The organism is Shewanella sp. ULN5 (genome assembly GCF_030731885.1).
Classification (GTDB): domain Bacteria; phylum Pseudomonadota; class Gammaproteobacteria; order Enterobacterales; family Shewanellaceae; genus Shewanella; species Shewanella holmiensis.
In genome coordinates this window covers 22,906-48,006 of sequence record NZ_JAPJEE010000014.1, presented here as the reverse complement: position 1 = coordinate 48,006, position 25,101 = coordinate 22,906, and the positions used below count along the sequence as shown (strand labels likewise).

The following is a 25,101-nucleotide window of genomic DNA, read 5'->3' as shown; positions in this document are numbered from 1 at the left end:
CTATTGTAATTGTTTTATATCAGTTGATAATTAGCTTAAATTGCAAATCACTTTTACGAGAATGTAATAATGATGCCATGGGATGGGGTTGTAGAGTTTGTTGCTGTGGCACAAACAGAAAGTTTTACGCAGGCGGCCAGCCGTTTAGGGATATCTACCGCACAAGTCAGTCGTCAAGTCAGTCAGCTTGAAAATCGCTTAACGACCAAGTTGTTTTATCGCACCACCCGTAAGGTGTCTTTAACAGAAGAAGGTGCGGTGTATTTTCGTCATTGTCGCCAAGTATTAGATGGTTTAGAAGAGGCTGAACGTGCTATTTCAAGTCTGCATCGATCTCCACAAGGCTTGATTAGAATGACGGCACCTGTCACTTATGGCGAACGTTTTGTTATGCCTATTGTGGTTAACTTTATGGAAAAATATCCGCAAGTGGAAGTGATTTGCGAGCTGACCAATAAGCAACTCGATTTAGTTGATGGCAGCTATGATTTAGCTATTCGTTTAGGTAGATTAGCGGACTCGAGTTTAGTGGCTAAACGCTTAACCAGTCGCCGCCAATATGTGTGCGCGTCGCCCGCTTATTTGCAACAATATGGTGTGCCTGAAACCTTAGCCGATTTAAATCAGCATCATTGTTTGATTGGTACTAATAGCCATTGGCATTTTGATGAGCATGGAAAAGAAAAGGTGATTAAGGTGCAAGGCCGATTGCAATGCAGCAGTGGCCTGACTTTACTGGATGCGGCTTTACGTGGAATGGGCGTGGTACAGTTGCCTGGCTATTATGTTAATGATGCCATTAAGCAAGGTCAGTTAAAGGTTCTGTTGGCGCCATTTCAGCAAGCAAAAGAGGGTATTTGGGCTTTGTATCCGCAAAACCGCCATTTATCCGCTAAAGTAAGGTTATTGGTCGATATGCTGAGCGCAGAACTGGCTTAAGTCTATTGCGATAGAATTATCAGGTTTTTAAAGATTTTAAATATTGATTAATTTGTGCTTTAGGCACGCGCGATAATCTATTGATAACATCAAACGATAATTCAACATGTGGCACTTTTTGCTGAATAAGTGTCAATTGATATAACCACAGATGAGCTGTCATGGTGGCATCAGCTAAAGCTCGATGAAAAACGCCATCATTAGGCAGCTGATGATATTCAACTAAGGTGCCTAATTTATGGTTGGGTGCATCTTGGCTAATACGACGTGACAGTAATAATGAACAGGCAAATTGGCCAGTGTAGTCGCGTTGGCAATAATTTAATTCAGCATCTAAAAACTTTTTATCGAAAGTTGCATTATGGGCAACTAAGCTAAAGTCGCCGATAAAATCAGCAAACTGGTTCATTACAATCTGACAGCTTGGTGCTTCACTCAGCATGGCATTACTGATACCCGTGTATTGTTCGATAAAAGTATTTACCTTTTTACCTGGGTTCATTAATGACTGAAAAGTCTCAACGATTTCACCGTTAACTATTTTCACCGCACCGATTTCAATGGCTCTATCACCGTTATCAGGTGATAAGCCTGTGGTTTCAAAATCGAGGACAACGACATTATTTGCTAACGTTATATCGCCATTTGCCAACATGATGCCTATGCCTTATTTACCAATACAGAACGAGCTAAAAATTTTGCCCAATAGGTCGTCTGAAGTGAATTTACCGGTGATTTCAGATAACGCCATTTGGCACATACGCAGTTCTTCGGCCAGTAACTCACCGGCTAAATATACTTCTAATTGCTCTTTACCCAACATTAAGTGGCTTTCAGCTAGGTCTAAGGCTTCTAAATGACGGCGACGGGCAATAAAGCCACCTTCAAGGTTACTTTGGTAGCCCATTAGTGACTTTAAATGCTGTTTTAACTCTTCAACACCTAGGCCTGTTTTGGCTGATATACGGTAAACATCATAACCTTGTTCTTCTGACATGGTTAACGGCTCGCCGGTCAAGTCTGCTTTATTGCGGATAACCGTAATACCGAGTTTTGGTGGTAAACGGTCGATAAAATCGGGCCAAATATCATGCGGGTTTACGGCGTCGGTTGTGGTGCCATCAACCATAAATAGGACTCTGTCAGCGGTAGCTATTTCAGCCCAAGCGCGCTCAATACCAATTTTTTCAACGGTATCAGCAGTATCACGTAATCCGGCGGTATCAATAATATGTAATGGCATGCCATCAAGATGAATGTGCTCTCGCAGTACATCACGGGTAGTACCGGCAATTTCTGTGACAATGGCTGATTCTTTACCCGCTAAGGCATTTAATAAACTTGATTTACCTGCATTCGGGCGACCTGCAATTACCACCTTCATGCCTTCACGAATAATTGAGCCTTGTTTGGCACTGGCTTGCACAACCGTTAATTTATCAATAATTTTATAAAGGGCACTGGCAATTTTTCCATCCGATAAAAAGTCGACTTCTTCATCCGGAAAATCAATCGCGGCTTCAACATACAAACGCAGGTTAGTTACTTGGTCGACTAATTCATGCACTTCTTTCGAAAACTCACCTTGGAGTGATTGCAATGCACTTTTGGCTGCCTGTTCACTGGTGGCATCAATTAAGTCGGCAATGGCTTCTGCTTGAGTCAGATCAAGCTTGTCATTTAAAAAGGCCTGCTCACTGAACTCGCCTGGTTTAGCAATACGAATACCGTCTATTTCCATAACACGTTTGATCAGCATATCAAGCACTATTTGGCCACCATGGCCTTGTAGTTCGAGTACATCTTCGCCGGTAAACGAATTTGGGCCTTTGAAAAATAGTGCAATACCCTGGTCGATAACCTGACCGTCGCTACTATTAAAATCACAATATTCGGCATATCGAGTTTTCGGTACATGACCAATAATGGCCGTCGCCACATTACTGGCTAAATCACCTGATACACGAATGATGCCTACTCCTCCACGACCGGGTGCGGTAGCTTGTGCCACAATAGTATCTGTTGTCACGGTTATTTCCTGCTAAATCATTAATTGAAAAGGCGGCCAATTAAGCCGCCTTTTAATGTAACTACACAATGAGTTGTTTATTGAGCTTGGCTTATTTTAAGCCTTTTTTCTCAAGACCGGCATAAATAATCTTCTGCTGGGTAATAGCAACTAAGTTACCTACTAACCAGTAAAGTACTAGACCTGCTGGGAACCATAGGAAGAACACGGTAAAGATAACCGGCATCCACTGCATCATTTTCACTTGCATTGGATCCATGGTTGGTGCCATTGGTTGCATTTTCTGCATTAACCACATAGACACACCCATCAATAATGGTAATACGTAGTATGGATCTTGCACTGATAAGTCGTTAATCCATAGCATGAATGGCGCATGACGCAATTCATAGCTTTCTAGTAATACCCAGTATAATGCGATGAAGATAGGCATTTGTAACAAGATAGGTAAGCAGCCACCCATAGGGTTCACTTTCTCTTTCTTGTACAGTTCCATCATGGCTTGACCCATTTTCTGACGGTCATCACCAAAACGCTCTTTCATGTCAGCTAATTTAGGCTGCAAGTTACGCATTTTAGCCATAGAGGTGTACTGCGCTTTAGTTAGCGGGTACAGCAGTCCACGTACTGTTAGGGTAATTAGAATAATCGCCACACCCCAGTTACCCACAAAGGATTGATAGAACATCAATAACCAGTGAATCGGGATGGCTAACCACCAAAGGAAACCGTAATCAACTACTAAGTTTAGTGACTCAGAGATAGCGGTTAAGGCTTCTTGGTCTTTAGGACCTACATAAAATTGAGCAGAAAGCGTTTGTTCAGCACCCGGAGCAATATCATAAATAGCACCACGGAAACCAATATTAGCTAAACCACCAGCACTTAAACTAGAGAAAATGGTGTTTTGATCATTCGCTGGCGGCACCCAAGCTGAAACAAAGTAGTGCTGTAGCATTGCTGCCCAACCACCTAATGTTTTCTTGTCTAGGTTTTTGTCAGCCATATCTTCAAAGCTGTATTTTTCATAACGGGTATCAGCTGTAGAGAAAGCTGCACCACGGTATGTTGGCATCATCATGCTGCTTTCGCTTTCTTTAATGCTATGCTTGATTTGGCCATACATTTGTACTTGCAGTGATTCAGCTGATGTATTGTTAATGCGATAATCAACATCAACATTGAACTTACCGCGATGAAGGATAAACACCTTGTTATATGTCACACCATTGTCAGCAACAAATGATAATGGTACTTCAACAGTGTCTTGGCCATCTGCTAGGGTATATTGCTGTGATTGGCTTGAATAATGCGCACGACCTTTAGCACTGCTATCGATACCGTTGCGACCGATTAAACCACTTTGGGCGATATAATAAATATCATTTGTTTGCTCAAGCAGCACAAAAGATTCTTCTTCATCGATTTTGACTTTATGTCCAACCAATGCAGAGTAAACAATATCACCACCGACTGGATCGATTTTTAATACTAATTGGTCTGTGGTAACAGTAATGAGTTCTTTTGATGCGGTTACAGCTTCAGGAAGAGAAGCATCAGCATCAGGTACATCAGATAGTTGCGCATTCGTTGAAGCGGCAACTGATGAGGTTTGAGTAGCAACCGGTTGTGGTGCTTTATCTGTTTGCCATTGTTGCCACATTAAAAAGCTGACAAACAGCAGACCGATTAGCAATATATTGCGTTGAGATTCCATAGCCTATTTATTACACCTGTCATTTTTGGGTGGGACGGGATCACTTCCGCCGGGATGTAAAGGGTGACATTTTAATATGCGTTTGATTGCAAACCAACTACCTTTTGCCGTTCCATGTATTTTTATTGCATCAATTGCATAATGTGAACATGTTGGATTGAATCGACAACGCGGTCCAATCATAGGGCTAATAATGAGTTGATAGCCACGAATTAACGTGGTTGCTAGCCATTGTAGCGGCGACTGAGTTTGCGCCATAGCTTTTCTATTAATTTGTGTAGTTCTGCATTTTCCATTTCCATCACGCCATTTCTGACTAATACCACGATATCTATGTTGGGAATGTCGTGTTGATGTAAACGAAAACTGTCCCTTATCACACGTTTGATTCGGTTGCGTTGATTAGCACGTTTAACAAAACGTTTTGCAACAGTTAAACCAATACGAGGATGTTGCTCTGAATTAGGAACGGCGAGCAGGGTTATTTCAGCAGAGGATGCTTTGATTGGATTGGAGAATACAGATTTAAATTGCGCGGGAGTTAAGAGTCTTAACTCCCGCGTAAAGGTATAGCTAGTCACCTAGTTATCTACTTATTAAGCAGATAAACGAGCGCGACCTTTCGCACGACGACGTGCAAGCACCTTACGGCCGCCTACAGTGGCCATACGAGCGCGGAAGCCGTGAGAACGCTTGCGCTTCAGGTTGCTAGGTTGAAAAGTACGTTTACTCATGATGGCAATCCGTCTTTGTTAGTGAATTTGCCTTAGCTCCAACATTAGAGGTAAGGGTAAAAAAGAGGCCGAATTGTAATCACTTTAACCCTCAGCGTCAACAGCCAAAATGGTTATATGATAAATTTCTGCCAATATTTCTTTGCTGAATTTAGCTAAAAAGCACCATAGAGTGTGGATAACTCTGTGTACCAACACAATATCTAGTGGTTTTAAAACAATGAAAACAGATCAAAGGTCGCGCATTATAGATCAATCCGGATCGGTTAATAAAGCGGGATTTGCATCATTTTTACAGAAATTAGATCGAGTTTGATCTTTAATGATCGAAGATATCCACATACAATGATCGCGTTGGGGATAAATATTAGATTAACGATAGCGATCCTTGTGATCTCGCTATAGAATACATCTCCTTTTGTTAAGCTATTTTGGGGAAGATATAAGTGGCGGTTTCACTTTGGCAACAATGTATCGGTAGACTGCAAGACGAATTATCGGCTCAGCAGTTCAGTATGTGGATCCGTCCGTTACAAGCTGAAATGGATGGTGATACGTTAGTCCTTTACGCTCCAAACCGATTTGTATTGGATTGGGTACGTGATAAATACATCAATATCATTAATCAATTCTTTACTGAGCAAATGGGCAGTAATGCACCTAAGTTGCGTTTTGATATTGGTAGTCGTCCTTCTGCCCGTCAAACACCTGTTGTGTCAGCACCTGTTTATGCTAAACCCAGTGGTCAACAGACTAAGGCTCGTGTGGGGACTAGCTTTAATACCCAGGCTGAACCGATAGCAAATGCTAATCATCGTAGTAATATCAACCCAACGTATCAGTTTGATAACTTTGTAGAAGGTAAATCAAACCAGTTAGGTAAAGCTGCGGCTTTGCAAGTTTCTGAAAACCCCGGTGGCGCTTATAATCCGTTGTTTTTATACGGTGGCACCGGTTTAGGTAAAACCCACCTTTTACATGCAGTGGGTAATGGCATTATTAAAAATAATCCCAATGCAAAAGTGGTTTATATGCATTCTGAGCGTTTTGTTCAGGATATGGTTAAAGCGCTGCAAAACAATGCTATCGAAGAATTTAAACGCTATTACCGTAGTGTTGACGCATTGTTTATCGATGATATTCAGTTTTTTGCCAATAAAGATCGCTCTCAAGAAGAATTTTTCCATACCTTTAATGCATTATTAGAAGGTAATCATCAGATCATCTTAACCTCAGACCGTTATCCAAAAGAGATCGACGGCGTGGAAGATCGCTTAAAATCACGTTTCGGTTGGGGATTAACAGTGGCGATTGAGCCACCAGAATTAGAAACCCGTGTGGCTATTTTGATGCGTAAAGCGCAAGAAAGCGGCATTAACCTTCCTGATGAAGTGGCATTCTTTATTGCTAAGCGTTTGCGATCGAACGTGCGTGAATTAGAAGGCGCGTTAAACCGCGTTATTGCCAATGCTAACTTTACTGGTAGACCAATTACCATTGATTTTGTTCGAGAAGCCTTACGTGATCTCTTGGCACTTCAAGAAAAATTAGTCACTATAGACAATATTCAGAAAACCGTTGCTGAATACTACAAAATAAAAATGGCAGATATGCTGTCTAAACGTCGCTCGCGCAGTGTGGCAAGACCTAGACAAGTGGCGATGGCGTTATCTAAAGAACTAACCAACCAAAGCTTACCTGAAATTGGTGATGCATTTGGTGGTCGTGACCATACAACTGTGCTTCATGCCTGTCGTAAGATTGCGCAGTTGCGTGAAGAAAGTCATGATATTAAAGAAGATTATGCTAACTTAATTAGAACGCTCTCTTCTTAATTCAGGGAATACTGACACAATGAAATTTTCAATTGATAGGGATGCACTGCTAAAGCCATTGCAATTGGTTTGTGGTGCCGTGGAACGTAGGCACAACTTACCCATTCTTGCCAATTTACTTGTAGAAGTTAGTGAAGACTCACTTAAGCTAACAGGTACAGATTTAGAAGTGGAACTTGTTGGTCAAGCTGCTATTCATGGTGACGTTATCACCGGGCGGACTACCGTTCCTGCTAAAAAACTATTAGATATCGTAAAGTCATTGCCGGATTCTTCTGAACTGCGTATCGAACAACAGGATAATAAATGGTTACTGCTTTCTGGTCGTAGCCGTTTTTCATTGGCAACTTTGCCTGCTGAAGATTATCCGAATGTTGAAGCGTTTCAAGCTGATATTGAATTTAGCTTAAAGCAGGGCGTATTGAAATCGATCATCGATTCCACTCAATTTTCGATGGCCAACCAAGATGTGCGTTACTACCTGAATGGCTTGCTATTTGAAACTGAGGGTAATGTGTTACGCTCGATTGCCACAGATGGTCATCGTCTAGCATTAAGTCATCGTAAGGTTGAACAAACATTGCCTGAAAAACAGGTGATTGTACCGCGTAAAGGTGTGGTTGAAATGTCGCGCCTATTAGACAGTGAAGATCAAGATATCACTATCAGCATAGGTGATAATGCCATTCGTGCTGTGACAGCCAATGCCGTGTTCACCAGTAAGTTAGTTGATGGACGTTTTCCTGATTATCGCCGTGTATTACCAAAAGGTGGCAATAAAATTGTTATTGCTAGCCGTAACCAATTGAAACAGGCTTTAACTCGAGCCTCGATCCTTTCGAACGAAAAATTCCGTGGAGTGCGAATTCAGCTTGAACCGGGTTTATTAAAAATTACCGCAAATAACCCAGAACAAGAAGAAGCTGAAGAAATTATTGATGTAGATTACGACTCAGATAATTTAGAAATTGGTTTCAACGTGAGTTATTTGTTGGATGTCTTAAATAACCTCGCCAGTGATGAAGTACGTATTACTTTAATCGACGGTAATTCAAGTGCGTTAATTGAAAATCATTTAGAAGAAGACTCTATGTATGTTGTGATGCCTATGCGTCTTTAAGCGCATTGTGGTAGTCTAACTCATATCATTAACAAGGTGCTTAAGGCACCTTGTTTGTCTTTTATTCTAGCCATTTATTTACCTACAGGTCTGCATGAGTCTTAGCCGTTTAACCATTAGTTCATTTCGTAACATTTTGTCTGCTAACCTTAGTACTGGCAGTGGCTTGAACTTGATTTATGGTCAAAATGGCAGTGGCAAAACCAGTATTTTAGAAGCGATTTTCTTTTTGGGAATGGGGCGTTCATTTCGCAGTCATTTGTCGCAACGCGTAATTAATACCGATGCTGATAATTTAATGTTATTTGCTCAACTTGAAGATGATGAATCACAAACCAAAATTGGTTTAAGACGCCATCGCAGTGGTGAGATTGAAGTTAAAATAAATGGTGACAAAGTTAAAAAACTTTCGGTATTAGCTGAAACCTTACCAATACAGGTCATCACCCCCGAAAGCTTTTCATTATTGTTTGAAGGTCCTAAAGCTAGGCGACAATTTATTGATTGGGGCGCATTTCATTCTGACCCACAATTTTATCAAGCTTGGGTCAATACTAGGCGCATTTTAAAGCAAAGAAATCAACTCCTTAGAAATCAAGCAAGCTATTCGCAAATACAGTTTTGGGATAAGGAATTGGTGCGGTATGCTGAACAGGTCACTGATATACGAAATCACTATGTAGACTCGTTAAATGCGCTACTAAAGAGTATAATAAGTGAGTTTTTACCTCAGGTTAATATCAATGTTTCTTTTACCCGAGGATGGGATAGTAAAACGGACTTTTCGCAGTTACTTGAAAACCAATATCCTAGAGATTTAGCCACCGGACATACCTTAAGCGGCCCGCATAAAGCGGATTTACGGTTAAGGGTAGGTACTTTACCTGCGCAGGACGCGTTATCCCGGGGGCAATTAAAATTATTAGTCTGTGCACTGCGTATTGCACAGGGAAAGTTGCTCAAACAACAGCTAAATAAAAACAGTATTTATTTGGTAGACGATTTACCGTCAGAGTTGGATGCACAGCATAGGCAACTATTGTTGAAACAGTTAACAGAAACCGGCGCACAAATTTTTGTCACCGCTATCGAGCCTTCAGCAATAGTCGATTCGTTAACAAGCCCTCCCGACAGGATGTTTCATGTGGAACATGGGCAAGTAACGGTTATTGAATAACAACGAGAGAGAAATATGTCAGAGAATAGTTACGATTCTTCGAGTATTAAGGTTTTAAAAGGCCTTGATGCAGTACGTAAGCGCCCTGGTATGTATATTGGTGATACCGATGACGGTACAGGCCTTCACCACATGGTATTCGAAGTCGTCGATAACTCTATCGATGAAGCGTTAGCCGGCCATTGTAGTGATATCACTATCACCATTCATTCAGATGGTTCTGTTTCAGTAAAAGATGACGGCCGCGGTATTCCGGTTTCTATTCATGAAGAAGAAGGCGTCTCTGCTGCAGAAGTTATTATGACTGTACTGCATGCTGGTGGTAAGTTTGATGATAACTCTTATAAAGTATCTGGCGGCTTACACGGTGTGGGTGTATCGGTTGTAAACGCATTATCAGAAAAATTACAGTTAACCATTCGTCGTGCTGGTAAGGTTTATGAGCAGTTTTATACTCATGGTGTACCTGACGAACCTATCAAAGAAATTGGCGATGCCGTTAAAACCGGTACAGAAATCCGTTTTTGGCCAAGTAGCCTAACCTTCACCGATGTTGAGTTTCACTTTGATATTTTAGCTAAGCGTGTTCGTGAGCTATCTTTCTTAAACTCAGGAGTAGGCATTCGCCTTGTTGATGAACGCGACAATAAAGATGAGTTCTTCAAATATGAAGGCGGTATCAGTGCATTCGTAAATTACTTGAACCGCAATAAAACCCCAATTAATAAAGATGTATTCCATTTTTCTCAAGAGCGTGAAGACGGTATTACCGTTGAAGTTGCAATGCAGTGGAATGACGGTTATCAAGAAAGTATTTTCTGTTTTACCAATAACATTCCTCAGCGTGATGGTGGTACCCACTTAGCCGGTTTCCGTGGTGCGTTAACCCGTAACTTGAACAACTATATGGAGCGCGAGGGCTTCAATAAAAAAGGTAAAACAAGTGCAACAGGTGATGATGCTCGCGAAGGCTTAACTGCGGTTATTTCTGTTAAAGTGCCTGATCCTAAATTTAGCTCGCAAACCAAAGATAAATTGGTGTCTAGCGAAGTGAAAAGCGCAGTTGAACAAACAATGGGTGAGCAATTAAATGACTACCTATTAGAAAATCCTGTTGATGCTAAATTGATTGTGGGTAAGATTGTTGATGCAGCTCGTGCACGTGAAGCCGCACGTAAAGCTCGTGAAATGACCCGCCGTAAAGGCGCATTAGATTTAGGTGGTTTACCAGGTAAGCTTGCCGATTGCCAAGAGAAAGACCCTGGTCTTTCTGAAATATACATAGTGGAAGGTGACTCTGCTGGCGGCTCAGCCAAGCAGGGGCGTAATCGTAAAAACCAAGCAATTCTTCCGCTTAAAGGTAAAATTCTTAACGTAGAAAAAGCGCGTTTTGATAAAATGTTGTCATCACAAGAAGTGGCGACGCTAATTACCGCATTAGGTTGTGGTATTGGCCGTGATGAATACAATCCAGATAAAACTCGTTATCATAATATCGTTATCATGACCGATGCTGACGTCGACGGCTCGCACATTCGTACTTTGCTGTTGACCTTCTTCTTCCGTCAAATGCCTGAGCTTATTGAACGTGGTTACGTGTATATTGCACAGCCACCGTTATATAAAGTGAAAAAGGGCAAACAGGAACAGTATTTAAAAGATGAGTTAGCACTAACTGAATACTTAACAACTCAAGCGCTAGATGGTACACATGTCTACCCAAGCCAAGGTGCACCTGGAATGAGTGGTGAGCCGTTAGAGCGTTTAGTGAGTCAGTATCGTGATGTTGAGAAAATTGTCAGTCGTTTAGAAAAACGTTTCCCAACCAATATAACTAACCGCATGCTTTACCATCCAGAAATTACATTAGCTACGCTTGCTGATGAAGGTGCGATGAATACCTGGTGTAACGCGTTTATCGCAGATCTTGTCGATCTAGAAAACAGCGGTGTGATCTATTCATCAGAAGTGATTTTAGATCCTGAGCGTAAAGTGTATACCCCAAACATCACTATCCGTAAGCACGGTATTGATACTAACTATTTATTTGGTTATGACTTCTTCACTTCTACTGACTATCAGCGTATTGCTAAGTTAGGTGCGGCACTAGACGGTATGATTGAAGAGGGTGGTTATGTACAACGTGGTGAACGTTTAAAAGAAGTTGATACTTTCTTAGAAGCGTTAGATTGGACCGTAAGTGAAGCGAAACGTGGCTTATATATCCAGCGTTATAAAGGATTGGGTGAGATGAACCCTGAGCAATTATGGGAAACCACCATGGATCCTGAGTCTCGTCGTATGTTACGCGTGACGATTGAGGATGCTGTTGCTGCAGACCAACTCTTTACTTGTTTAATGGGTGATCAAGTTGAACCGCGCCGTGAGTTTATCGAAACCAACGCGTTAAACGTGGCTAACCTAGACGTGTAATATTGACGTTAATATCATAAATGGGTGCTATTTAGCACCCATTTTTATTACAGGATGCTATGGTTATATTTGGGTTAATAGATTTACTTTTTAGGCTTATCTTGTGGTCATAAAATTATTTAAAAAGTTGTTTAATGTTCGTGATACTCAAGAACAAGCCAAGTTTACTGGCGTGTCTAGTGCTGAAAAAAAGCAGGCTGCTATACAAAAAAAGTCGGTTCATCCGAATACGTCACCTCGTGTTAATCGGCCCAACGATGCTGAGCAACTATCCTCTATTGATGTGTCAGCGCTATTTTATACTTTGCTATTTCCACAACAACAGCAACAAGATGGCATTGCTAATAATCTTGAGCGCCAAGTTATGGGGCAAATTGAAACAGCATTAAGTTCGCCTAAAGAAATTGCTGAAAATGTACTGAAGCTGCCAAGTAAGATAATTGAGTTAGATAACAAATTAGCTGACGAAAATGTTGATATTAAAGATGTGCTTAAACTGATTGAGCAAGACCCGTTATTAAGCATCGAAATACTGAAGCTGTGTAATTCACCGCTGTTTAGGCGTTCAGATAAACAAGTGACTAATCTTCAGCAAGCTTTGGTACAGTTGGGGCGAGCACAGCTAAGGCGACTTGTTACTGTTTGTCTTACCCGTGAAATGATCGATATTAAGCCCATTTACTTTCGTCGATTTGGCGCCGAGATTTGGCGACATTCAATGCAGGTAGCATTTTTGTCAGGTGAGTTAGTTGAACAAGATAGCGACAGTGCTTTTTTATTAGGGCTTTTGCATGATGTGGGTAAGATAGCCATTTTTAAAATGTTAATTGATGCGTTTTATCAGGCCGAACCAGGGGAACAACCAAACTCGGTGCTTTTTAGTCAGTTAATGACGTCTAAATCGCTCACCTTAAGTGCTTTATTGGCTAAATATTGGCAGATCCCTGATACGTTTGCTGATAACTTATTGTTACTAGCCAATGTGAATATTGCGCCTCATTCTGGCGCGGCAAAAGCGGTTTGGCGTGCCAATGTGATTAGTGAATGCTCAATGTTATTACAGGCTAATAAATTGTCGGAACAGATGTTGATTAAGTTGCTCGGACAAGTTGATTTTTCTCGTGAATCATTCGATTCGTTACATCAAAAGCTCATTGAGTTTTAATTTTATTGGTATTTATTACATAACAATCACCACCATTTAACCGACATAAAAAAAGCGCCTAAGGCGCTTTTTTATTGATGAGCGAGAGGTTAAGACTGCAACACCGAAATATCTGCTACGTGCAGGAATTGTTCACGTAAACTATTAAGTAAGGCTATGCGGTTTTGTTTTAGGGCTTCATCATCAGCCATCACCATTACATCCTCAAAGAACTGATCAACGCTTTCACGTAAATCAGCTAACAATGTCAGTGCTTGCTGGTAATTTGCGCTGGCAAATAATGGTGCTAACTCAGGTTGAAGCTGAGTTAACTTATCTGCCAAGGCTTTTTCTGCAGCTTCCACAAGTAAGCTTGAGTTAATCGTGTCAGGCAATGTGCCTTCAACTTTAGCTAAGATGTTTGATACACGTTTATTGGCGGCTGCAAGGGCGGTAGATGCTTCTAAACTGCGGAAGTGAGATACCGCTTTAACTCGGCTATCAAAATCAGCAGGACGTGTTGGACGGCGTGCCAACACTGCTAAGATAACATCAACTTCAATACCTTGATCTTGATACCAGCTGCGGAAGCGTGCCATAAAGAACTCAAGTACATCATCAGCAGTGCTGTTATTACTTAGGGTTTCGCCATGCAATGCTTGCGCTTGAGCTATTAAATCAACTAAATCAAGTGGCAAGTTGTTTTCGACGATGATTCGCAGAATACCAATAGCGGCACGACGCAAAGCAAAAGGATCTGCAGCCCCTTTAGGGGCTTGGCCAATACCAAAAATACCCACAAGGGTGTCAAATTTTTCAGCTAAGGCAACGGCACAAGATATTGCATCTGTTGGTACGGTATCGCCTGAAAACTTAGGCTTATACTGCTGTTCTATAGCAATGGCAACCGCTTCGGTTTCACCGTCAAGACGCGCATAGTGCATGCCCATGGTGCCTTGGGTATCGGTAAATTCCATCACCATGTTGGTCATTAAGTCTGCTTTAGACAATAAACCGGCACGGCTCGCATCAGTTTCATTTGCATTTAATTGCGCAGCGATAAAGCCTGCCATTGCAGAAATGCGTTCAACACGTTGCTTTAACGTACCTAATTGCTTTTGGAACACAACAGTTTCTAAACTGGCTAGACGAGACTCAAGCGTGTGTTTTTTATCGGTGTTAAAGAAAAACTCAGCATCGGCTAAACGTGGACGAACCACTTTTTCGTTACCCGAAATAATCTGCTGTGGATCTTTAGACACAATGTTAGACACAAAGATGAAGTTAGGCAGTAACTTGCCCGCAGCGTCAAAAACTGGGAAGTATTTTTGATCGCCTTTCATGGTGTAAACCAAGGCTTCTGCCGGTACGTCTAAAAACTTCTCTTCGAAGTGCGCCGTTAATACTACCGGCCATTCAACTAAAGAAGTGACCTCTTCAAGTAAGCTATCTTCTAAATCAGCCACGCCACCAATAGTACTCGCCGCTTTTTCTGCATCGGCTTTAATGAGTGCTTTTCGTTCGTGGTAATCAGCAATCACTTTGCCTTGTTCTTTAAGCATGCTTATATAGTTATCGGCATGATCAAGTTCAAAGCTAGCTTGTCCCATAAAACGGTGACCACGGATAGTGCGAGCTGATTTGATACCAAGCACTTCACCGTCAATGGCCTCACTACCTAACAACATAGTTACGGTGTGCACTGGACGAATAAATTGAGTTTTGCTGCTGCCCCAACGCATCGGTTTTGGGATGGGTAATTTGTCTAATGCGCGCTGCGTCATATCAGCAATTAAGCTGCTGGTGGCAACACCGACAACTTTAGCGTTATGCACTAACCATTCACCTTTGTCGGTGACTAAGCGTTCGGCTTGCTCAACCGTAATACCATTACCACGTGCCCAGCCTATAGCGGCTTTAGTTGGGTTACCTTCAGCATCAAATGCAGAAGTAACCGCAGGACCACGCTTTTCAACCACTTTGTCAGCTTGAGATAATGCCAGCTCAGTAAAGCTAATCGCTAAACGACGAGGTGCGGCATACCATGTTGATGCGCTAAAAGGTAAATCGGCTTTTGCTAGCTCATCGCTAAAGTTAGCTAAAAATGATTCAGCTAAATTACGTAATGCTTTTGGTGGCAGTTCTTCTGTACCAATCTCAATGAGTAAGTTTTCAAAATTCATCGGTTACCTCTACTTACACATAGGGAAGCCTAGCGCTTCACGTGCTTGATAATAAGATTCTGCTACACCTTTAGCCATGGTACGAACGCGTAAAATATAACGCTGGCGCTCGGTCACTGAAATAGCGTGGCGTGCATCAAGTAAGTTAAAAGCGTGCGATGCTTTCATGACTTGCTCGTAGGCAGGGAGAGGTAGTGGCTTTTCTAAACCTAATAAATGTTGGCAGGCTTTTTCACAGTCATCAAATTGTTTGAATAACACTTCAACATTGGCATGTTCAAAGTTATAAGTTGATTGTTCAACTTCATTTTGATGAAAAATGTCACCGTAAGTTACTCGACCCATAGGGCCATCAGTCCAGACGAGATCATAAACACTGTCGACTTCTTGAATATACATAGCTAAACGCTCAAGGCCGTAGGTGATTTCACCCGTAACCGGGCTACATTCTAATCCGCCAACCTGCTGGAAGTAGGTAAACTGAGTCACTTCCATACCGTTTAACCATATTTCCCAGCCTAAACCCCAGGCGCCAAGCGTAGGTGATTCCCAGTTGTCTTCAACAAAACGGATATCATGTACTTGAGTATCAATACCGAGCGCTTCTAATGAGCCTAAATATAACTCTTGGATATTGTCTGGAGACGGCTTCAATACTACTTGGAATTGATAGTAGTGTTGTAAGCGATTAGGGTTGTCACCATAACGGCCATCAGTTGGGCGGCGTGATGGTTGAACATAGGCGCTGCTCATTGGCTCTGGGCCTAAAGAGCGTAAAAATGTTTGCGGATGAAATGTTCCCGCGCCCACTTCCATATCGAGTGGTTGAACAATCGCGCAACCTTGCTGCGCCCAGTATTCTTGTAGGGTTAGGATGAAACCCTGAAATGTCTTTACGTCGTGTTTCGTCGTCATGTCTACTACTGTCAGGCTATTAATAGAAAATGGAATTGATTATACCTTGTAGAACTAGGTAGATGTAGGTTATTTTTTAACGTATGACAATTTTTGTTAATGGACGCGATACATGCAAGTTATCCGATGCGGCTGGGTAAGTGATGATCCTATATACCAACGATATCATGACGAGGTTTGGGGCCGACCGGTTTATGACTCGCAAGAGTTGTTTGCTAAGTTATGTTTAGATGGTCAACAAGCAGGTTTGTCTTGGATAACCATTTTAAAAAAACAGCATAATTATGAAGATTTATTTGCTAACTTTGACCCCAGTATTATCGCTACCTATGACGAGGCGAAAGTTGAGGCACTCATGCTTGAGCCTGGTATTGTTCGTAATAGATTGAAGATTAATTCTATTATACGTAATGCCAAAGCTTATTTAGCATTTGTAGAGCAGGGTAATGATTTTTCATCATTTCTCTGGGAGTTCGTTAATGGTCAACCGCAGATTAATCATTTTCAAACAGCAGCGGATTTGCCCGCACAAACTCCTGAGTCAGAGGCCATGTCGAAGGCACTTAAAAAGCTTGGTTTTAATTTTGTCGGTCCGACAATTTGTTATGCTTTTATGCAAGCTGTAGGCATGGTCAACGACCACACAAAAGATTGTTTCTGCTATAAAAAGTAACGCTTATGGTTTATATAAAAAAGGGTGTTCCACGTGGAACACCCTTTTATTTTATAGTGAGTTAAAAACCAGCTTACTTGCTCTCAAAGAAGAAAGCTTTGCGTTGTTTTTTATCGCCATTTAATTGGTTCATCGTTTCTGCATTAAACAGCTTGCCGTTAATCATAGTGTAAGTCACTTTATCCGTCGTACGAATATCTGCTAATGGATCACCATCGATAACGATTAAGTCGGCTAATTTACCTGGTTTAATAGACCCTAATTGATGATCCATACCAAAGGTTGTTGCAGGATTAATGGTTGCCGTTTTTAGCACTTCCATATTACTCATGCCACCTTGTGCAAACATCCACATTTCCCAATGAGCCGCTAAACCTTCACGTTGACCATGTGCGCCAATGTTGGCTTTAACGCCAACATTGTTGAGTTCGTTTGCAACGCGTGCCACATTGAAATGGTTATAGTGGGCATCGGGTGCAGTTGTGCGGCGCATTGAACGCGCATCTAAAATGTCTGATGGAACGTACATGCTAAGGCGTGGGTGAGCCCAAACATCTGTTTTGTCATACCAGTAATGCTCGCCTGAAATACCACCATATGCCACAACTAACGTTGGGGTATAAGAGACTTCAGTTTGCTGCCAAAATTGTTTGATATCACTATAGATAGAGGCAACAGGTAACGAATGCTCAACGGTTGTATGACCATCGGCAATCATCGACAAGTTATGCTGCAGTAAACTACCACCTTCTGGCACAACCATCATCTCTAACTCACGAGCAGCCTGAATCACTTGCTGACGTTGATTTCGACGTGGTTGGTTATAGCTTTTAACACTGAATGCACCAACTTTTTTCAAGCGCTCTAAATGAAATTTAGCATCATCCAATGAGTCTACATGAGAGGTGTAACCTGGAAGGTTTGCCCCATATAAAATTGTGCCGGTTGAGAAAATACGTGGACCAACAATATTACCGGCTTTTTGTTGCTCTGATGCAGCAAAAATCTCGGTGGTATCATTTGATGGATCGTGGATTGACGTGACACCCAATGACAGGCCTGAATATAGCGCCCAGTTTTGTTGTGGAATGATTTCATCGTCAGCTTGTCCACCATGGGCATGCGCATCAAATAAACCAGGCATAATTGATTTGCCTTTGATATCGATTATCTCAGCACCAGAGGGTATTTCAGTTGTTGCATCGCCAACACTGATAATCTTGTTATCTTTGACAATCACAACACCATTTTCAATCACTTGGTCGTTTTCAAGCGTAATCACTTTTCCGCCAACAAATGCGACAGTTCCACGTGGAACATCTGCGTTTTCTTTAAAGCCGATAGCTGTGATTGTGGGGTCAGTTTTGGTATCTGACTTAGCGTATGATGTATCCACTTTAGCTTGATATAAATCTGGGCCAAGGGTCCAATATAATTGATTACTATCATTGTTCCAGCTGATGCTTTCACCTGCGCGGGCACTGAGTTGTGTAACAGGGAGGTTATTTGCTTTTGGACCAATATTAATCGTTTCACCGTGTTTAGCAAACGGGGTTACGTATACCCGGAAACGTTCAGCAAAAGCTAAGTGCTCACCATCGGGAGATACCCGGAACTCAGTCGCATGATCGCTCGTGTAATGAGTGCGTTTTTCAAAACCATTTAAACCGATAGAGGCAAGCTCGGGTTTATCACTATAGTCCATAAAAAACACGCGATCATTATCGGCACCGAACTGTGGTTGATGACCGCTGGCAGAAATTTTAGTATTTTGTTTACCTTTAATATCTACTTTATATAAACCTGGTTCCTGCGACCAAGTTCTTGGTGTCATGTAACCGCCTTTCGATTTGCGGTAAACAATGGTATCGCCATCTGGTGAAAAGGTGGCTTCAACGTATTTACCTGGCTCACTGGTTAATACTTTGGCTTTGCCACCTCGCGCACTGACAACACTGACTGTTCCTTGGTCTTGATCATTCCAAGTGGTAAACACGATGTTTTTACCATCACGAGACCACTGCGGAAACAGTTCATTAATGTTGTCATCTAAACGCGTTAAGCGTTGCTGCTTGCCACCATTAATATCACGAATCCAAATTTTTCCTAACGCTTCAAAAACGACTTTTTCACCATTTGGTGATACTTGTGCCATGCGTAACATTTTCACATCAAACTTATCTTGGTCAAGATTTTGAGTGAATCGTACAGATGGTTGAACGTCTAATTGGGTCTTTACTGAAAAGGGAATATCACTGACAGTTTGTTTTGCTATATTGAGTTTATTAATTTTACCGTTAGCCCAAAAGATAATTTCTTTATTATCTTGGGTCCATGACATCGTTGGGTAAACGCCATGAATAGCCCAAGTCTCTTGCATATCACGGTCTAATTTATCGTATAACTTGGTGGTTTCACCCGATTTAAGATCAAGGAGATATAACGTAGATTGAAAGCCATCGCGCTTTATATATGCTAGTTTTGTTCCGTCAGGACTTGGCGTTGGACGAATTGCTCCCCCCGTACCTTCGATTAATACTTCGATATCACCTGTTTGGGTATCGTAGCGTTTAATCTTATAAATCCCTTTTACAGAGTCTTTTGAGTAGTGGAATGTTTTACCCGGTGTAGCATCTTGGCTGAAATAAATATAACGGCCATCTGGCGAGTAAGATGGTTCACCTAAATCTTTTTCATCATTAGGGCGCTCAGTTAATTTTACCCCTTCACCGCCAGCAAGGTGATACATCCATACTTCGCCAGCACCTAAACTTCGGCTCGCGGTGAAGTGTTTACGGGCGACTAAATACTGTGAATCAGGGCTCCATGCAGGACTATTTAACAGGCGGAAGGTTTCTTTGGTCACAGGGTGTGGGTTAGAACCATCGGCATTCATTACCCATATATTGTCGCCACCATCTTCATCAGATGTGAAGGCTATGTATTTTCCATCGGGGCTATATACTGGCTGCATTTGCCATGCTATACCGCTTGAAATAGCTTTGGCTTCGCCACCTGATATTGGCATTTGATAAATGTCACCGAGTAGATCAAATACGATGGTTTTACCGTCAGGAGACACGTTAACGTTCATCCATGTCCCATCGGTAACATTAATATCGACTTTTTGAAGAGGGGCGTTTTCTGGCGCATTTACTTGCCATTTAGTTGCTTCTTCTTCGGTTGCAAAACTGTTAGCGCTGATACCAAGCGACAAGGCTATCGCGGTATATATTGGGGTGAGTTTTTGTGTGAACATGCAAGATCCATTTATTTATCGTTATAAGAAAATGAATACTAGCAAACCGTGGATAGGTGTTTTTAGTAAGGTTGCTAGCATCAAATCTGGCTTGGCAACCTTTATCGCATAAAAGGGCGCTTAACGACACAAAAATTCTGTTTCAATTAATGACAATAAATAACATTCGCAGCACAATAAGTTGACTTAATAGGGGGAAATGACGGGCGGTGTGAATGTTTGTAAGGTCGATTAGGGGGTGATGATGGTGACAATATCATCTTGTTGAATAAGGCCTGGCTTTTTAACTCGGCAGGTTACACCGCCACGCCAATCCGGTGTCATAGCTTGCTCTAATCCAGAATATGCCTGTTCCATTTTTTTACATGGATCCGTTTCACCCGTTATGATTAACTGTAAATCATCACCTATTTGAATGACTTTACCAACATCATCGACACTGAATTGATAGCCACTTATTAATAAATTGGCTCTTCTAGTAAGCCAATCTAAATCGTTATTGATTTGCTGGCAGGCTATTTGCCATTGCTCTTCTGACATCACAGTGACTTGACGTTTACCCGGGCGGCCAAAAATATCATTCTCTACGCCACGCTCTAGGGTCACATTCGCGCAAAAAACCGAGTTCATAACGCCCCGTTTTGCTGTTTTATATGCTATGCCCGTTAAGGTTATGTCAGTTTTAGGTGAGGTCATCACAATCCCTTTTTGAGCAAATATTGGTAAGGTGTAGCATCCGTAGCGCTGGCTACCAGAGTGTGATCCATAAACTCACAGAAACTGGGAATGTCTCTTGTGGTTGCTGGGTCATCGGCAATAATTAGCAGTGTTTCACCTTCCGCCATTTTTCGAACCGTTTTTCGGATCATCATTACCGGTTCAGGGCAGCGTAAGCCTACAGCATCAAGTTGATGTTGAGCTTGCTTAAATATATCTGATGAGGTTAATTGTTCTGACATTACAACTTCTATTGACAACATGACTATGTGGATATGGTACTCCGCCAAGTTAAACTTGCCAAGTTTAGCTGCGGCTAATGTGATTTTAAGCGAATAAAATTTATTTGAATTTGTCGATGTAAACTGACGTTTTTTTGATTGATGATTATTTTTTTTAACCACTATGTTTGTTTTTGGTGCAGATGTTCAAATTACCATTATGGCTGAATAGATTACGTAATACTTACCTTCAGACTTATGGCTCAATGATCTTTTTTGTATGCTATGCCATTCAAGATTTGTGTTCATCGTGCTTTTTAAACTTTCCTCAAATATGTTTCACGTGGAACATTAGCCGTTTCATGAAAATAAAAAACCGAATTATTTTATAATAATTCGGTTTTTATCATCATAGTCAAGTCATCAAGCTACAGAGTTAACATTTCTATCTGACTTCCAGATATCAGGTTTAAACGCGCTCAAATACCGTTGCGATACCTTGGCCTAAACCAATACACATGGTAGCTAAACCCAAGGTTGCATCTTTATCTTCCATTAGATTGATTAGGGTCGTAGAAATACGAGCACCAGAACAGCCTAGTGGATGACCTAGTGCAATCGCACCACCGTTAAGGTTGATTTTTTCTTCAACCACATCTTGCAAACCAAGATCTTTCACACAGGGTAAAGACTGTGCAGCAAATGCTTCGTTAAGCTCAATCACGTCTAAATCAGCAACCGTTAAGCCTGCGCGAGCTAATGCTTTTTGGGTGGCAGGAACTGGGCCATAACCCATGATTGCGGCATCACAACCGGCAACAGCCATAGAGCGAATGCGGGCACGAATTGGTAAACCTAAAGCGCGCGCTTTAGATTCTTCCATGACGAGCATTGCAGATGCACCATCTGAAAGTGCAGAAGAAGTACCCGCAGTAACAGTACCGTTTGCAGGGTCAAATACTGGACGTAAACCCGCAAGTGATTCCATTGTGGTTTCAGGACGAATCACTTCATCGTTGAACACTTTGATTAATGCGCCATTTGCATCATGACCTTCCATTGCCCAAATTTCTTTGGCAAAACGGCCTTCAACAGTTGCTGCGTGAGCGCGTTGGTGTGAACGCACAGCAAATGCATCTTGTTGCTCACGAGTAACGCCATGTAATTTACCCAGCATTTCAGCGGTTAAGCCCATCATACCTGACGCTTTAGCAACACGATTAGCAAGGCCTGGGTGAAAATCAACACCGTGATTCATTGGTACGTGACCCATGTGTTCAACACCACCAATAATGAAAGTGTCACCCATGCCTGTCATGATGGCGCGAGCGGCTTGATGAATGGCATCCATTGATGAACCACATAAACGGTTTACGGTAACAGCGCCCGCCGTTTTAGGTACACCAGCAAGTAATGAAGCATTACGCGCAATGTTAAAGCCTTGCTCTAAGGTTTGTTGTACACAACCCCAAATAACGTCTTCAATTAGGTTTGGGTCTAATTGTGGGTTACGAAGAAGTAACCCTTTCATTAATTCTGCAGACAGAGTTTCTGCACGTACATTTCTAAATACCCCCGCCTTTGAACGGCCCATTGGGGTACGAATGCAGTCTACGATAACAGCTTGTTTCATGATTTAATTCCTTTCCCACTAATTAGGCTTGGTAGTAACTACCGTTGTTGGCTGCAAGGTCGCGCATTGCATCAGTCACTTGGTACAAGCCACCTAAATGCGCATATTTATCTGCTAGGGCAACAAATGCTGCTATGCCCATAGTGTCTAAATAACGGAATACACCACCACGGAATGGAGGGAAACCTAAGCCGTAAACTAAGCCCATGTCAGCTTCTGCTGGAGAGGCAACAATGCCTTCTTCTAAACAACGCACTGTTTCAATGATCATTGGGATCATACAACGCGCGATGATGTCATCAGCTTCAAATGCTTTTAGTTCGCCAAATGTGCCTTTGAGTAATTCATAGCTGGTTGGATCCAGATCTTTTTTCGGTTTACCGCGACGGTCAACAGAATAAGCATAGAATCCTTTGGCATTTTTTTGACCGAAACGTTTGTTTTCAAACATGATGTCAATAGCATCTTTGTCTGTTTTACCCATACGATCTGGGAAACCTTCAGCCATAACTGCTTGTGCATGGTGGCCAGTATCTAACCCCACCACGTCAAGTAAGTACGCAGGGCCCATTGGCCAACCAAATTGTTTTTCCATCACTTTATCAACTGCGGCAAAGTCAGCACCGTCAGCAAGTAAGCCGTTAAAGCCTGCAAAATATGGGAAAAGTACGCGGTTAACAAAGAAACCTGGACAGTCATTAACAACAATAGGGGTTTTACCCATTTTGCTGGCGTAGGCAACAACCGAAGCAATGGTTTCTTCTGAGCTGTGTTCACCACGGATCACTTCAACTAATGGCATTTTGTGCACAGGATTAAAGAAGTGCATGCCGCAGAAACGTTCCGGTTTCTTGAGGCTTTTGGCGAGTAAGTTGATTGAAATAGTTGATGTGTTTGATGCAATAATTGCATCTTCAGCTACGTAACCTTCAACCTCTGCTAATACTGTCGCTTTCACTTTTGGGTGTTCAACTACCGCTTCAACTACCACATCACTGTGTTTAATCGATGCATAGTCTAATGATGGAGTGATGTTGTTGAGTACTTGTGCCATTTTTTCTGGCGTAGAGCGTCCACGGGCAACCTGTGCTGAAAGCAATTTAGCTGCTTCGTTTAAACCAAGCTCAAGTGCAGGCTGGGCGATGTCTTTCATGACAATCGGAGTGCCTTTACTTGCGCTTTGATAGGCGATACCACCACCCATAATACCAGCACCAAGTACCGCTGCATTGTTAACATCTTTAGCTAGTTTGACCGCTTTCTTAGCTTTGCCTTTAACGAATTGGTCGTTTAAGAAAATGCCGATAAGGGCTGTAGCGACTTCTGTTTTAGCTAACTTGATAAAGGCCTGCGCTTCAACTTGTAATGCACCAGTGCGATCAAGAGTTGCTGCTTGTTCGATAACATTCACAGCCGCCATTGGCGCAGGATAATGTTTACCGGCAATTGAGAACACCATGCCTTTAGCGGTAGCGAAAGACATCATGGCTTCTAACTTAGCAAGCTGCAGAGGAGATTGCTTTTGTTTACGACGTGCTTGCCAATCTAAGTTGCCAGCTAACGCGTCATGGATCATTTGAATCGCTGCTGATTGTAAGTTTTCTGGTGCAACGACCGCATCAATTGCGCCAACTTTAAGGGCATCATCAGGACGCTGCTCTTTACCCGATGTGATCCACTCTAATGCGTTATCTGCACCAATCACGCGAGGTAGACGCACTGTGCCACCAAAACCAGGAATTAATCCCAGTTTGGTTTCTGGCAAACCAACACGTGCATTAGTATCTGCTACACGTAAATCTGTTGCTAAAATCGTTTCGCAACCGCCGCCCAAGGCAAAACCGTTGATGGCAGATACTGTCGGAAAAGGTAAATCTTCAAGCTTATTGAATACCGCATTAGCTTGTTCAACCCAAGCGAGTAATGTGGCGTCATCTTGCTTAAATAATTCTAAAAACTCAGTGATATCAGCACCAACGATAAATGTGCTTTTGGCTGAGGTCAGTAACAGTGCTTTAATCTCAGCATGTTGCTTAATGCTATCTAATGCAGCATCTAAAGAGGCTAGAGTTTCTCTATCGAACTTGTTTACCGAGCCCGGTGCATCAAAGCACAGCTTGGCAATATTGTCTTCTAGTAACTCAACCTGGATGGTAGGGCTTTGGTAGATCATTGCTTGCTTCCTTATTGCTTAAAGCGATTTCCACATCTTTATGACTTGTGTAGTTATCAAGCTTGTTTTACAGCAGTGTAGGCCATCATTTGACCAGTTACACAACAGTGTGCGACTAAATGACAAAAATTACAACACCCAATTTAAACGACCGTTTAATTTTTTGTCTGCTGAGGAGATTTTTCTCCTTTGTGGTAGA

20 protein-coding genes are annotated in these 25,101 nt (G+C 42.0%); 7 read left to right on the top strand and 13 right to left on the bottom strand.

The window, feature by feature from the left end; all coding sequences use genetic code 11:
• The first annotated feature begins 69 nt into the window (after positions 1-69).
• Entirely contained in the window at positions 70-939 is an 870-nt protein-coding gene (locus tag ORI98_RS13640; protein WP_306135567.1) for a LysR substrate-binding domain-containing protein, read from the top strand.
• A 19-nt stretch (positions 940-958) separates the two neighbouring features.
• On the opposite strand, the gene ORI98_RS13635 is transcribed toward ORI98_RS13640, so the two are convergent.
• The 6 genes from ORI98_RS13635 to rpmH all read right to left on the bottom strand — a co-directional run bounded on the left by ORI98_RS13635 (position 959) and on the right by rpmH (position 5,419).
• Positions 959-1,594: a PolC-type DNA polymerase III gene (locus ORI98_RS13635; RefSeq protein WP_306135566.1), complete on the bottom strand. Its 636-nt coding sequence runs from the start codon at positions 1,592-1,594 to the stop codon at positions 959-961.
• Positions 1,595-1,606: 12 nt separating this feature from the next.
• Complete coding sequence (gene mnmE, locus ORI98_RS13630) at positions 1,607-2,968, bottom strand: tRNA uridine-5-carboxymethylaminomethyl(34) synthesis GTPase MnmE (protein ID WP_306135565.1); 1,362 nt, start codon at positions 2,966-2,968, stop codon at positions 1,607-1,609.
• A 91-nt stretch (positions 2,969-3,059) separates the two neighbouring features.
• Positions 3,060-4,685: a membrane protein insertase YidC gene (gene yidC / locus ORI98_RS13625; RefSeq protein ID WP_306135564.1), complete on the bottom strand. Its 1,626-nt coding sequence runs from the start codon at positions 4,683-4,685 to the stop codon at positions 3,060-3,062.
• Between the two features lie 3 nt (positions 4,686-4,688).
• Entirely contained in the window at positions 4,689-4,943 is a 255-nt protein-coding gene (yidD, locus tag ORI98_RS13620) for a membrane protein insertion efficiency factor YidD (RefSeq protein ID WP_261299164.1), read from the bottom strand.
• Entirely contained in the window at positions 4,910-5,266 is a 357-nt protein-coding gene (gene rnpA, locus ORI98_RS13615) for a ribonuclease P protein component (RefSeq protein WP_188843242.1), read from the bottom strand. Before rnpA ends, yidD begins: the two co-directional genes overlap by 34 nt.
• A 15-nt stretch (positions 5,267-5,281) precedes the next feature.
• A complete protein-coding gene (gene rpmH, locus ORI98_RS13610) occupies positions 5,282-5,419 on the bottom strand; it encodes a 50S ribosomal protein L34 (protein WP_006083827.1) in 138 nt (45 codons plus the stop codon).
• Positions 5,420-5,865: 446 nt separating this feature from the next.
• Here rpmH and dnaA point away from each other — a divergent pair, with 446 nt between their 5' ends.
• The 5 genes from dnaA to ORI98_RS13585 all read left to right on the top strand — a co-directional run bounded on the left by dnaA (position 5,866) and on the right by ORI98_RS13585 (position 13,149).
• Positions 5,866-7,254, top strand: a complete 1,389-nt coding sequence (dnaA, locus tag ORI98_RS13605) for a chromosomal replication initiator protein DnaA (RefSeq protein ID WP_188843244.1) — start codon at positions 5,866-5,868, stop codon at positions 7,252-7,254.
• A gap of 19 nt (positions 7,255-7,273) precedes the next feature.
• Positions 7,274-8,374 carry a DNA polymerase III subunit beta gene (gene dnaN, locus ORI98_RS13600; protein WP_306135563.1) on the top strand — a complete coding sequence of 367 codons (1,101 nt, stop codon included), beginning with the start codon at positions 7,274-7,276 and terminating at the stop codon, positions 8,372-8,374.
• A 94-nt stretch (positions 8,375-8,468) separates the two neighbouring features.
• Positions 8,469-9,551, top strand: a complete 1,083-nt coding sequence (gene recF, locus ORI98_RS13595) for a DNA replication/repair protein RecF (RefSeq protein ID WP_261299166.1) — start codon at positions 8,469-8,471, stop codon at positions 9,549-9,551.
• A gap of 15 nt (positions 9,552-9,566) precedes the next feature.
• Positions 9,567-11,984 carry a DNA topoisomerase (ATP-hydrolyzing) subunit B gene (gene gyrB, locus ORI98_RS13590; protein WP_261299167.1) on the top strand — a complete coding sequence of 806 codons (2,418 nt, stop codon included), beginning with the start codon at positions 9,567-9,569 and terminating at the stop codon, positions 11,982-11,984.
• 103 nt (positions 11,985-12,087) lie between these two features.
• A complete protein-coding gene (locus ORI98_RS13585) occupies positions 12,088-13,149 on the top strand; it encodes an HDOD domain-containing protein (RefSeq protein ID WP_306135562.1) in 1,062 nt (353 codons plus the stop codon).
• A gap of 89 nt (positions 13,150-13,238) precedes the next feature.
• On the opposite strand, the gene glyS is transcribed toward ORI98_RS13585, so the two are convergent.
• Both glyS and glyQ read right to left on the bottom strand, forming a co-directional pair.
• On the bottom strand, positions 13,239-15,311 hold the full coding sequence (gene glyS, locus ORI98_RS13580; RefSeq protein ID WP_306135561.1) for a glycine--tRNA ligase subunit beta: 2,073 nt from the start codon (positions 15,309-15,311) through the stop codon (positions 13,239-13,241).
• 9 nt (positions 15,312-15,320) lie between these two features.
• Positions 15,321-16,226 carry a glycine--tRNA ligase subunit alpha gene (glyQ, locus tag ORI98_RS13575; RefSeq protein ID WP_188843259.1) on the bottom strand — a complete coding sequence of 302 codons (906 nt, stop codon included), beginning with the start codon at positions 16,224-16,226 and terminating at the stop codon, positions 15,321-15,323.
• 112 nt (positions 16,227-16,338) lie between these two features.
• Between glyQ and ORI98_RS13570 the strand changes: the two genes are divergently transcribed.
• Complete coding sequence (locus ORI98_RS13570; RefSeq protein WP_261299171.1) at positions 16,339-16,899, top strand: DNA-3-methyladenine glycosylase I; 561 nt, start codon at positions 16,339-16,341, stop codon at positions 16,897-16,899.
• Between the two features lie 73 nt (positions 16,900-16,972).
• Here ORI98_RS13570 and ORI98_RS13565 read toward each other — a convergent pair whose 3' ends face one another.
• The 5 genes from ORI98_RS13565 to fadB form a co-directional block, all read right to left on the bottom strand.
• Positions 16,973-20,158 carry an amidohydrolase family protein gene (locus ORI98_RS13565; protein WP_306135560.1) on the bottom strand — a complete coding sequence of 1,062 codons (3,186 nt, stop codon included), beginning with the start codon at positions 20,156-20,158 and terminating at the stop codon, positions 16,973-16,975.
• Positions 20,159-20,389: 231 nt separating this feature from the next.
• A complete protein-coding gene (locus tag ORI98_RS13560; protein ID WP_306135559.1) occupies positions 20,390-20,854 on the bottom strand; it encodes an MOSC domain-containing protein in 465 nt (154 codons plus the stop codon).
• Positions 20,854-21,117: a sulfurtransferase TusA gene (gene tusA, locus ORI98_RS13555; RefSeq protein ID WP_261299174.1), complete on the bottom strand. Its 264-nt coding sequence runs from the start codon at positions 21,115-21,117 to the stop codon at positions 20,854-20,856. The genes ORI98_RS13560 and tusA overlap by 1 nt, the downstream gene beginning before the upstream one ends.
• A 448-nt stretch (positions 21,118-21,565) precedes the next feature.
• Entirely contained in the window at positions 21,566-22,729 is a 1,164-nt protein-coding gene (fadA, locus tag ORI98_RS13550; RefSeq protein ID WP_261299175.1) for an acetyl-CoA C-acyltransferase FadA, read from the bottom strand.
• Between the two features lie 22 nt (positions 22,730-22,751).
• Positions 22,752-24,902: a fatty acid oxidation complex subunit alpha FadB gene (fadB, locus tag ORI98_RS13545; RefSeq protein ID WP_306135558.1), complete on the bottom strand. Its 2,151-nt coding sequence runs from the start codon at positions 24,900-24,902 to the stop codon at positions 22,752-22,754.
• Positions 24,903-25,101 lie beyond the last annotated feature (199 nt).

Bases quoted from the DNA above. Each gene is read 5' to 3' on its own strand.
- ORI98_RS13640 (WP_306135567.1), top strand. From the start codon at position 70: ATGATGCCATGGGATGGGGTTGTAGAGTTTGTTGCTGTGGCACAAACA.
- ORI98_RS13635 (WP_306135566.1), bottom strand. From the start codon at position 1,594: ATGTTGGCAAATGGCGATATAACGTTAGCAAATAATGTCGTTGTCCTC.
- yidC (WP_306135564.1), bottom strand. From the start codon at position 4,685: ATGGAATCTCAACGCAATATATTGCTAATCGGTCTGCTGTTTGTCAGC.
- yidD (WP_261299164.1), bottom strand. From the start codon at position 4,943: ATGGCGCAAACTCAGTCGCCGCTACAATGGCTAGCAACCACGTTAATT.
- rpmH (WP_006083827.1), bottom strand. From the start codon at position 5,419: ATGAGTAAACGTACTTTTCAACCTAGCAACCTGAAGCGCAAGCGTTCT.
- dnaN (WP_306135563.1), top strand. From the start codon at position 7,274: ATGAAATTTTCAATTGATAGGGATGCACTGCTAAAGCCATTGCAATTG.
- recF (WP_261299166.1), top strand. From the start codon at position 8,469: ATGAGTCTTAGCCGTTTAACCATTAGTTCATTTCGTAACATTTTGTCT.
- gyrB (WP_261299167.1), top strand. From the start codon at position 9,567: ATGTCAGAGAATAGTTACGATTCTTCGAGTATTAAGGTTTTAAAAGGC.
- glyS (WP_306135561.1), bottom strand. From the start codon at position 15,311: ATGAATTTTGAAAACTTACTCATTGAGATTGGTACAGAAGAACTGCCA.
- glyQ (WP_188843259.1), bottom strand. From the start codon at position 16,226: ATGACGACGAAACACGACGTAAAGACATTTCAGGGTTTCATCCTAACC.
- ORI98_RS13570 (WP_261299171.1), top strand. From the start codon at position 16,339: ATGCAAGTTATCCGATGCGGCTGGGTAAGTGATGATCCTATATACCAA.
- ORI98_RS13565 (WP_306135560.1), bottom strand. From the start codon at position 20,158: ATGTTCACACAAAAACTCACCCCAATATATACCGCGATAGCCTTGTCG.
- ORI98_RS13560 (WP_306135559.1), bottom strand. From the start codon at position 20,854: ATGACCTCACCTAAAACTGACATAACCTTAACGGGCATAGCATATAAA.
- tusA (WP_261299174.1), bottom strand. From the start codon at position 21,117: ATGTCAGAACAATTAACCTCATCAGATATATTTAAGCAAGCTCAACAT.
- fadA (WP_261299175.1), bottom strand. From the start codon at position 22,729: ATGAAACAAGCTGTTATCGTAGACTGCATTCGTACCCCAATGGGCCGT.
- fadB (WP_306135558.1), bottom strand. From the start codon at position 24,902: ATGATCTACCAAAGCCCTACCATCCAGGTTGAGTTACTAGAAGACAAT.